We start from the raw sequence: 9369 nt of genomic DNA, 5'->3' as shown, positions 1-9369 counted from the left end.
GGGTGCGGGGGCCAGCCCCCGCGAGAAACGGTGAAAGGGCGGGACCGGGGCACAGCCCGCCGCAGGCGTGCCCCACCCACGCGGCAGCGGAAAGCGCTACCCCCGCGACCGCGCCTTGAAAGCCGCCTTCCGCGCCGCCTTGGCCACCTTCTTCTCCGGATGCAGCCGCCCCATCGCCTCCAGCACGTCCGCCGTGGCGGGATGCTCGACCCGCCAGGCGGAGTCGAAGAATCCGCTGTGCTGGCCCACCAGCCCGATCACGAGCTCCCGCAGCTCCTCGGAGTCCCCCTCCGACGCGAGCTGGGCGGCGATCGTGTCGATGGTCAGCCAGAAGACCATCGTCTCGCCGGGCTCGGGGATGTCCGCCGCGCCGCGCTCGGCGAGCCAGACGCGGGCCAGGCCGCCGAGCTCGGGGTCGTCGAGGACCTCGCGGAAGGCGGGTTCGGCGTCGCGCGGCATCAGGGCGAGGGCCTGCTGGCAGGCGAGCCGGCGCAGCGGCGCGTCCGTGTCGTCGCCGCGGGCGGCGGCGAGGAGTTCTCGGGCGGCGGTCAGCGGGTCGCGGCGGGCGAGCCAGAGTTCGGTCTCGGCGCGGGCGGCGGACCGGGGGTGGTGCGGCAGGGCGGCGAGGAGCGCGGCGGCGTCCTTCTCGGCCAGGTCGCCGACGGCCGGGGCGTCGACGCCCGCCTCCAGCATCCGGGTGCGCACGGCGAAGACGCCGAGCGGGGTGAGGGAGACCATGCCGTACCGGGTGACGTCCTCTTCCTCGGGCACGTCGGAGGTCACGCCGTCGACGGACTCGCGGATGTGGCCCTCGCCGTCGACCTCCTCGATCAGCGCTTCGTCGACGGGCTGGTACTCGATCAGGCCGGTCGGGGCGAGCAGCCGGAACTGGTCGTCCAGCCGCATCATCGCGTCGGAGACCTCTTCGAGGACGTCGTCGGTGGGCTCGTCCATGTCGTCCGGGACGATCAGGGAGGCGGCGAGCGCGGGCAGCGGGACGGGACGCCGGGCGGCGGCGTCGTCGGCGGGGTCGTTGGGGTCCAGCGCTGTCAGCAGGTAGAGGTTGCCGAGGACGCCGTCGAGGAAGTCGGCCTCCTCCTCGGGGTTCCAGTCGATGGCGTCGAGGTCCAGGTCGCCGCCGTCGGAGAGCTGGTCGACGATGTCGCCGAGGTCGGGGGCCGCCGCGTCGGCCAGGACGGTCTCCAGGCCGCCGAGCCATACGTCGAGGACATCCTGGGGGCTGCCGGAGGTGAGCGTGGCCAGTTCCTCGCCCGCGACGGCGGTGCCGCAGGGCTCGTCGGACGAGCGCCCGGCGTCGTCGCCCGCCTTCTCGTCCTCGGTGAACTCGACCAGGCCGGTGTCCAGCGCGAGCTGCCACGCCTCGGCCGTGTGCGCCGGGCCGTCCTCCTCGCCGTCGAGACCCAGCAGCCCGGTGGCGGCGCGGAGCTGGTCCGCGAGCAGTTCGCCGCCCGCGCCGACCGGGGTGCCCTCACCGGCCCAGCGGGCCAGTCGGGCGGCGCGGGCGAACAACGGCGCGGAGAGCGCGTCGCGCGCCAGCTCCGCGTCGGGGAGGAGCCGCACCGGCGGCATGGTCGGGCGGTCTGCGGGCATCAGGGGGGTCATCTCCTCGGGGTGACGGCACGGGACGTGCCGGGGGTGCGGCGTGACGAAGGTCATGGCCGGAAACGGCGTGGCCTCGGCCACCCGCCCACGGCGGCGAGCGCGCGCGGGACCACCGACGGCACACGTACCGCCCCAGCGTAGACGGGTTTCCCGGCCCTCCGTCCGGTTCTCCCGGCCGTCGGGGTGTGTACACCCGCGAGACCTTGACAACTGACGTGTTCACGCCCGAAATTGACGCGCGTAGAAGTCGGTCCGCTTCCGACGCGACCCACCGGCTCCTCCCCCTCCCTCTCCGACCTCTCTTCAGTCGCTCTCCCACCCCTCACACAAGCCTCCGGAGGCTTCTCGTGCCCAGCAGTCGGCACCGCACCAGCCCTGCCCCGCGTACCGGCCGTACCACCGGTACCGGCCGCCGGTACGTCACCACCGGCACCCTCGTCACCGCCGCGCTCGCGGCCGGCCTGCTCACCGCGCCCACCGCGGGCGCGGCGGGCGCGGCCGGCGCCACCACCGCCGCCACTGCCGCCACTGCCACCGCCACCGCCGGCACCCGGATCCATGACATCCAGGGCACCACGCGCCTCTCCCCGCTGGCCGGGAAGCAGGTGACCGAGGTTCCGGGTGTGGTCACGGCCGTCCGCGCCTTCGGCTCCGCCCGCGGCTTCTGGTTCCAGGACCCGCACCCGGACCGCTCCGCGGCCACCAGCGAGGCCGTCTTCGTCTTCACGGGTGCGACGACCCCGGCCGTCGCGGTCGGCGACGCGGTGCTCGTCTCCGCCACGGTCGGCGAGTACTACCCGGGCGGCGAGGCCGCCGGGCTCCAGTCGGTCACCCAGCTCACCAAGGCGACCTGGACCGTCACCTCGTCGGGCAACGCCCTGCCGGCCGCCGTCCGGCTCAACGCCCGTACCCTGCCGACTCGTTACGCGCCGACGTCCCGCGAGGGCTCGATCGAGAAGCTGCGGCTGAACCCGGACCGCTACGCGCTCGACCGCTTCGAGTCGCTGGAGGGCATGCGGGTCGCGGTCAAGGACGCGCCGGTCACCGGAGCCACCAGCAGCCACAAGGACCTCTGGGTCACCGCGGACCCCCGCCACCACCGCACCGCGCGCGGCGGCGTGCTCTACGGCGACTACGCCGACCCCAACGCGGCCCGGGTGAAGGTCTCCTCGCTGATCCCGTTCGCGCAGCGCCCGTTCCCGGTCGCGAACGTGGGCGACGAGCTCACCGGTGTCACCGCCGGCCCGCTGGACTACGACAACTACGGCGGCTACACCCTCCAGGCCACCGAGCTCGGCACGCTCGCCGACCGGGGGCTGAAGCGCGAGACCACGCGACGGCAGCGGGACGGCGAGCTCGCCGTCGCCACGTACAACGTCGAGAACCTCGCGCCGCAGAACCCCCAGGCGAAGTTCGACCGGCTGGCCTCCGCCCTGGTGACCAACCTGGCCTCGCCCGACATCGTCGCCCTGGAGGAGGTCCAGGACGACAGCGGCGTCAAGAACGACGGCACCGTCGAGGCGGGCGCGACGCTGAAGAAGCTCACGGACGCCGTCGAGAAGGCGGGCGGGCCGCGGTACGAGTGGCGGCAGATCGACCCCGTGGACGGCAAGGACGGCGGCCAGCCCGGCGGCAACATACGCACCGCCTTCCTCTTCAACCCCGCCCGGGTGAGCTTCACGGACATCGCGGGCGGCGGCTCCACGACCCCGGTGGACGTCGTCCGCGACCACGGGCAGGCCGCGCTCACCGCGTCCCCCGGCCGTGTCGAGCCGGCGGACGCGGCGTGGGAGAACAGCCGCAAGCCGCTGGCCGGCCAGTTCACCTTCCGCGGCGAGCGGGTCTTCGTGATCGCGAACCACTTCAACTCCAAGGGCGGCGACCAGGGACTCGACAGCCGCTTCCAGCCGCCCGCCCGCACCTCCGAGGTGCAGCGCGGCAAGCAGGCCGCGGTCGTCAACACCTTCGTCAAGCGGATCCTCGCCGCGGACCGGAAGGCCAAGGTGATCGTGGCGGGCGACCTCAACGACTACCAGTTCTCGCCCGCGCTCCGGACGCTCACCTCCGGCAAGGTGCTCACCGACCAGGTGGACCTGCTGCCCGCGAAGGAACGGTACGGCTATGTCTTCCAGGGCAACTCGCAGGTGCTGGACCACATCCTGACCAGCCCGGCCATGGGCGGGAAGGACGGGAGCCGGAAGGGCGGGAGCGGGAAGCGCGGCGGCCGGACGGACTACGACATCGTCCACGTCAACGCGGAGTTCGCCGACCAGGCGAGCGACCACGACCCGCAGGTGCTGCGCTGGACGCCGTGAACCGGTGACCGGGCCCGGCTCCCCTTAGGGGTCCGGACCTCCGGACGATCCTCCCTCCGGACGGCCCTCCCTCCGGACGGTCCTCCCTCCGGACGGTCCCTTAAGGGTTGCTGAACAGTCCCCATAGCAACTGTCAATGGACCTGTACGGTCGAAGAGGCCCAGAATCGTGGCGAGTTCCCCCGATTCCGGAGCGTGACGCGATGCCGCCCACCAGCCCCTTCGGCCGTACGGTCTGTGCGATGGTGACCCCGTTCACCCCCGACGGCCGGCTCGACCTCGACGGCGCCCAGCGCCTGGCCGACCACCTCGTGGAGGCCGGCCGCTGCGACGGACTGGTCCTCAGCGGCACCACCGGCGAGTCGCCGACCACCACCGACGAGGAGAAGAGCGCGCTCGTCCGGGCCGTCACCGAGGCCGTGGCGGGCCGCGCCCGGATCACGGCGGGCGTCGGCACCAACGACACCCGCCACACCGTCGCCCTCGCCCGCGCCGCCGAGGCGGCGGGCGCGGACGGGGTGCTGGTCGTCACGCCGTACTACAGCCGGCCCCCGCAGGACGCCGTCGAGGAGCACTTCCGGACGGTCGCCGACGCGGTCGGCATCCCCGTGATGCTCTACGACATCCCCGGCCGCACCGGCACCCGCATCGAGGTGGACACCATGCTGCGGCTGGCCGAACACCCGCGCGTCCAGGGCGTCAAGGACTGCGCGTACGACCTCCTCGGCAGCGCCAGGGTCATCGCCGCCACCGGCCTCGCCTACTACTCCGGCAGCGAGGAACTCAACCTGCCGCTGCGCTCGGTCGGCGCGGTGGGCTACGTCAGCACCGTCGCCAACGTGGCCGGCCCCCTGGTGGCGGCGGCGCTGGACGCATTCGAGGCGGGGAAGGTCGGGGAGGCGGCGCGGTTCCACGCACGCGCCCTGCCGCTGATCCAGGCGATGATGGCCGACGGTCTGCCAGGCACCGTCACGGCGAAGGCGCTGCTCGGCGCGCTGGATCTGCCGGGCGGGCCGGTACGGTCCCCGCTGCGGGCGGCGTCGCCGGAGCAGCGGGAACGGCTGCTCGCGGCGCACGCGGAAGCGGTGGGGGTACCGGCGCGTTGAGGCCCCGGCGCCCGTGCCGACGTCCTCGAAAAGCCCTTTGCCGACCATGATCACGTAGGGATAGGGTGCCGTCACCAGTAACGGGACCACGGGGCAGGGTTATCGGGCAGGCGCGGGAACGGATTTCGTGAGACGTGCGGCGGGGGGCACGGCGGACAGGCCGGAGACGGATCCCGAAACGGGCCCGGACGCTTTTCGCGCCCCTGCGCACGATGTGTGCGGGCATGAGCGCACACCTGGTTCGGGTGTGCGCCGACGACCTCACGAAGCGGCCGTTCCGCACGTCCGCCATGAGCACAGCCATTGTCGCCGGGGTCGTCATCGGCCCTCGAAAGGGACAATCGTCATGAAGAAGCGTCTGTTCGGCACGATCGCGGCCGGCGCGGTCCTCGCGCCCGCCCTGATGTTCAGCACCTCGGGCCAGGCGTTCGCCGCCAGTCAGAACGTCAGCTGGAAGAACGTGGGCAACGGCAAGTGCCTGGTCGCCAGCGGCTACTGGGTCGGCACGGGCGACTGCAACGCTCCCACCGCTAAGTGGGAGGAGACCAAGCAGTCCGACGGAACGTTCATCCTGAAGACGCGGGACCACAAGTTCTGCCTCGACAGCAACAAGGACGGCGCCGTCTACGCGCACGTCTGCAACGGCGGCAACTACCAGAAGTGGCGCGAGACCAAGGACTCCATAGGCTGGAAGCTGGTGGACAAGGCCACCGGCCTCACCCTCAGCTCGCGTCCCGACGGTTCCGTCTTCACGAACTTCGACGGCGGCGCCAAGCACCAGCGCTGGAGCTGACCGCCGAAAGCGCCGGGCCTGCCTGCCCGGCGGGCGCCTGACGCGCCCCCGGCGGAATGACGCGGCGTCGAAGAACGGGCACCGAGCCCTCCTCCAACCCCACAGTGGAGGAGGGCTTCGCCTGTGCCACTCCGATGGCGCACATATGTCGCGGGGAAAGGCGGCATTCGACGACGGCGACCATTCCCGGCAAGGGGATTACCGTTCCCGGCAAGGGATTACTGGCCTCGTCGGGGGGCGGGAACGCCGGCTCAGAAAAGCCGCCCGCCGCCCGTACCGCCGTCGGGCCGCGTCGATTCCCTCCGCACTTCGCCCTGGAGCCAGTCGAGGCGGGCCTGGAGCAGCGCCGCCTCCGCGATGAGCTCGTGCACGGACGCGCCGCCCCCGTCCCGTACCCCCGCCGTCCCTGCCGTGCCTTCCGTCCCCTCCACCTCGGGGTCGGGGACGACCGTGACGCCCGCCCCCGCCCTCCGCGCGAACTCCGCGAGCGTCACACCACCGCGCAGCGGTACGCACCCGCCGCAGTCCGCCGTGACCACCCGCCACCCCGGCAGCCCCCACTCCGCGTCGGCGAGCCGGGCGGCCGCCCGCCCGCAGGCGCACGGCCCGACCCGCACCCGGCGCACGCGCTGGCGCGCGTACCGCATTCCGCGCTCGTAGCGGATGTAGGCGCCGAGGACGGCCACCTCCAGGAGGACCGCCCGGCGGTGCTCCCCCGTACAGACGAGGTCCAGCGCCTCGGCGGCGGAGTGCAGGCAGTGGAAACCGCAGTCGCAGCGCCGGGCGGGGGCGCGGTGACGGCGGCCGTAGACACAGCGGGCGTCGTCCAGGACGCCGTACGGCGCTCCGCCGCCCAGGGAGACGCCCGTGAAACCGGCGCGGGTGCCGTCCCGGGACACCACCGGGTAGGCGATCTTGTAACCGGTGGGCGGCCGGTCGGGGCGCTCCCGTGGCAGCCGCAGCCTCATCGCCCGGCCGGGACGGCTTCCCGGGGCGCGCCCTCGGAAACATGGGATGCGACGGCCCGACGCGCCTCGTCCGCCTCGGCGGTCACCGTCGCCTCCGGCGTCACCGGTGCCTCTTCAGGGCTCTCCGTCTCCTCCGCGAAACCGATGGCCAGCCGTTTGCCGAGCTGCATGGCGCCTCCCGTGATGCGGCGGGGCTTCCCCCGGACCGGACCGACCGACCGGACAAGAACCGGCCGGACAAGGACCGACCTGACAAGGACCGGCCGGACCGGAGCGAACGGACCGGAGCGAGCGGCTCCGGACAGGTGGTCCGGACCGGCTCCCATGGTGGCCCACCCCGCCCCGGACACGCCAGAGCGGCCGCACGGCGGAGTTCCCCCGGATCGGGGACCCGCCGTACGGCCGCTCACGACCGCTCACGACCGCTCTGTGCGCGCCGCGCGCGTCAGTTGTGGCTGTGCAGCGCCTCGTTGAGCCCGCCCCACGTGCTCTTGTACGGGCGGGCCTCGACGGCGCCCGTGGTGGAGTTGCGGCGGAAGAGGATGTTGCTGGCCCCGGAGAGCTCCAGCGCCTTGACGATCTCGCCGTCCGGCAGGGTGACCCGGGTTCCGGCGGTCACGTACAGACCGGCCTCGACCACGCACTCGTCGCCGAGCGCGATGCCGATGCCCGACTCGGCGCCGAGCAGGCAGTTCGCGCCGACGGAGATGATCTGCTTGCCGCCGCCGGACAGCGTGCCCATGGTGGACGCGCCACCGCCGATGTCGCTGCCGTCGCCGACGACGACGCCCGCGCTGATGCGGCCCTCGACCATGGAGGTGCCCAGCGTGCCGGCGTTGAAGTTGACGAAGCCCTCGTGCATGACGGTCGTGCCCTTGCCCAGGTGGGCGCCGAGGCGGACGCGGTCGGCGTCGCCGATGCGGACGCCGGAGGGGACGACGTAGTCGGTCATGCGCGGGAACTTGTCGATGCTGGTGACCTGGAGGTGCAGGCCCTCGGCGCGGGCGTTCAGGCGCACGGCCTCGATCCGGTCGACGGCGACCGGGCCGAGCGAGGTCCAGGCGACGTTGGCCAGCAGGCCGAACATGCCGTCGAGGTTCGCGCCGTGCGGCCGGATCAGGCGGGACGACAGCAGGTGCAGCCGGAGGTAGACGTCGTGCGCGTCGAGCGGCTTGTCGTCGAGCGAGGCGATGACCGTGCGGACCGCGACGACGGTGACGTCACGGCGGGGGTCCGGGCCGACCGCCTTCAGGGCGGCCTCGCCCAGCAGCTCGGCGGCGCGCTCGGCGGTCAGCTCCTCGGTGCCGGCGGGGCCGGGCGCGTCGGCCAGCGCGGGGGCCGGGAACCAGGTGTCGAGGACGGTGCCGTCGGCGGCGATCGTGGCGAGGCCGGCGGCGGCGGCACCGGTGGTACGTGAGGGGACAGCAGCATCGGTCATGTCCGAAAACCTAACCGGAGGGGCCCGCTCAAGGCGAACCGGACTCCCGCACCCCGGGCGCGCGCCCCGCTCCCCCGCCCCGCCGGGCGCCCCCTCGCTCCCGTCCTCCCCCTCACTCCCCGACCAGCCGGGCCACCGCGTCCCGTACCTCCGCCCGTTCGAAGGACCGCCCGCTCACCAGGTACTGGAGCAGCAGCCCGTCGAGCAGGGCGGTGAGCGCGCGGGCCGTGGGCGCGTCGGGGACGCGGCGGCCCAGGACGGCGGCCATCTCCGCGACGCACTCGGCGGCGACCGGACGGACGGCCGGGCGGCGCAGGGCGGCGGCGTAGAGCTCGTACTCCAGCTCCAGGCGGGCGCGGTCCCCGGTCAGCGCCTCCGCGACGAGGTCGGCGACGGCGTCCGCCAGGGGCGCGCCGTCCGGCAGGCCGCGCTCCCAGGCCGCCAGGCCGTCCAGCCACTCCCGGGCGGTCCGGCGGACGGCCTCGACCAGCAGGTCGTCGAGGGTGGCGAAGTGGTACGTCGTGGAGCCCAGCGGTACGTCGGCCTCGGCGGCGACCGCCCGGTGGCTGAGCGCGCCGAGGCCGCGGGCGGCGACGACGCGGACGGCGGCCTCGACGATGCGGTCGCGGCGGTCGGGGTCGTAGCGGCGGGGCATCAGTGGGAGGCCCCGCCGAGGTTGAGGACGACGACGCCCGCGACCACCAGCAGGACCCCGCCGATCCGCGCCGCGTTCGCCGCCTCGCCCAGGAAGAGCATCCCGATCGCGGCGACGACGGCCGTGCCCGCGCCGGACCAGATGGCGTACGCCGTGCCGACGTCCATGGTCTTGAGGGTCCGCGCGAGGAGCAGGAAGGCGAGGAGGTAGCCGATCGCCGTCCCGAGCGAGGGCCAGAGCCTGCTGAAGCCGTCGCTGTACTTCATGCAGGTGGTGGCGGCGATCTCGGAGGCGATGGCGCCGGCCAGGGTCAGGTACACCATGTGTACGAGGGTACACAACGCTGTGTACGACCGTACGCAACGCGTCGGCGGGCCACGGGCGGGGTGCCCCGGTCCCGCCGCACCACTCAGCCCGTCCGGCGTTTGAGGACAACCGCGCGGAGCGCGGTTTCCGGGGGCCTGGGGGCACG

Annotated in this window: 9 protein-coding genes; 3 read left to right on the top strand and 6 right to left on the bottom strand. The window is 73.6% G+C overall.

The features are described 5' to 3' along the window. Nucleotides 1-96 precede the first annotated feature (96 nt). A complete protein-coding gene (locus ACSNOK_RS26180; protein WP_436783239.1) occupies nucleotides 97-1611 on the bottom strand; it encodes a hypothetical protein in 1515 nt (504 codons plus the stop codon). A 359-nt stretch (nucleotides 1612-1970) separates the two neighbouring features. Between ACSNOK_RS26180 and ACSNOK_RS26175 the strand changes: the two genes are divergently transcribed. From ACSNOK_RS26175 to ACSNOK_RS26165, 3 genes are all read left to right on the top strand, one after another. Beyond that, a complete protein-coding gene (locus ACSNOK_RS26175; protein WP_436783238.1) occupies nucleotides 1971-3938 on the top strand; it encodes an endonuclease/exonuclease/phosphatase family protein in 1968 nt (655 codons plus the stop codon). A gap of 202 nt (nucleotides 3939-4140) precedes the next feature. Continuing rightward, on the top strand, nucleotides 4141-5043 hold the full coding sequence (gene dapA, locus ACSNOK_RS26170; protein ID WP_436783237.1) for a 4-hydroxy-tetrahydrodipicolinate synthase: 903 nt from the start codon (nucleotides 4141-4143) through the stop codon (nucleotides 5041-5043). Nucleotides 5044-5389: 346 nt separating this feature from the next. Continuing rightward, on the top strand, nucleotides 5390-5836 hold the full coding sequence (locus ACSNOK_RS26165) for an RICIN domain-containing protein (RefSeq protein ID WP_436783236.1): 447 nt from the start codon (nucleotides 5390-5392) through the stop codon (nucleotides 5834-5836). 251 nt (nucleotides 5837-6087) lie between these two features. Here the strand turns inward: ACSNOK_RS26165 and ACSNOK_RS26160 are convergent, their stop codons facing one another. From ACSNOK_RS26160 to ACSNOK_RS26140, 5 genes are all read right to left on the bottom strand, one after another. Continuing rightward, nucleotides 6088-6804 (bottom strand): hypothetical protein, encoded by a 717-nt coding sequence (locus ACSNOK_RS26160; RefSeq protein WP_436783235.1) that lies wholly within the window; start codon nucleotides 6802-6804, stop codon nucleotides 6088-6090. Continuing rightward, entirely contained in the window at nucleotides 6801-6974 is a 174-nt protein-coding gene (locus tag ACSNOK_RS26155) for a hypothetical protein (RefSeq protein ID WP_436783234.1), read from the bottom strand. Before ACSNOK_RS26155 ends, ACSNOK_RS26160 begins: the two co-directional genes overlap by 4 nt. 275 nt (nucleotides 6975-7249) lie before the next feature. Continuing rightward, on the bottom strand, nucleotides 7250-8242 hold the full coding sequence (gene dapD / locus ACSNOK_RS26150; protein WP_436783233.1) for a 2,3,4,5-tetrahydropyridine-2,6-dicarboxylate N-succinyltransferase: 993 nt from the start codon (nucleotides 8240-8242) through the stop codon (nucleotides 7250-7252). A 112-nt stretch (nucleotides 8243-8354) separates the two neighbouring features. Continuing rightward, complete coding sequence (locus ACSNOK_RS26145; protein WP_436783232.1) at nucleotides 8355-8897, bottom strand: TetR/AcrR family transcriptional regulator; 543 nt, start codon at nucleotides 8895-8897, stop codon at nucleotides 8355-8357. After that, complete coding sequence (locus ACSNOK_RS26140) at nucleotides 8897-9220, bottom strand: DMT family transporter (protein ID WP_436783231.1); 324 nt, start codon at nucleotides 9218-9220, stop codon at nucleotides 8897-8899. The genes ACSNOK_RS26145 and ACSNOK_RS26140 overlap by 1 nt, the downstream gene beginning before the upstream one ends. Nucleotides 9221-9369 lie beyond the last annotated feature (149 nt).

Origin of the sequence: Streptomyces sp. URMC 126 (assembly GCF_051386555.1) — a bacterium.
Taxonomy (GTDB): Bacteria; Actinomycetota; Actinomycetes; order Streptomycetales; family Streptomycetaceae; genus Streptomyces.
Note: the sequence above shows the minus strand (reverse complement) of the source record. Positions and strands in the feature narration are given on the sequence as shown.

Bases quoted from the DNA above. Each gene is read 5' to 3' on its own strand.
- ACSNOK_RS26180 (WP_436783239.1), bottom strand. From the start codon at position 1,611: ATGCCCGCAGACCGCCCGACCATGCCGCCGGTGCGGCTCCTCCCCGAC.
- dapA (WP_436783237.1), top strand. From the start codon at position 4,141: ATGCCGCCCACCAGCCCCTTCGGCCGTACGGTCTGTGCGATGGTGACC.
- ACSNOK_RS26165 (WP_436783236.1), top strand. From the start codon at position 5,390: ATGAAGAAGCGTCTGTTCGGCACGATCGCGGCCGGCGCGGTCCTCGCG.
- ACSNOK_RS26160 (WP_436783235.1), bottom strand. From the start codon at position 6,804: ATGAGGCTGCGGCTGCCACGGGAGCGCCCCGACCGGCCGCCCACCGGT.
- ACSNOK_RS26155 (WP_436783234.1), bottom strand. From the start codon at position 6,974: ATGCAGCTCGGCAAACGGCTGGCCATCGGTTTCGCGGAGGAGACGGAG.
- dapD (WP_436783233.1), bottom strand. From the start codon at position 8,242: ATGACCGATGCTGCTGTCCCCTCACGTACCACCGGTGCCGCCGCCGCC.
- ACSNOK_RS26145 (WP_436783232.1), bottom strand. From the start codon at position 8,897: ATGCCCCGCCGCTACGACCCCGACCGCCGCGACCGCATCGTCGAGGCC.
- ACSNOK_RS26140 (WP_436783231.1), bottom strand. From the start codon at position 9,220: ATGGTGTACCTGACCCTGGCCGGCGCCATCGCCTCCGAGATCGCCGCC.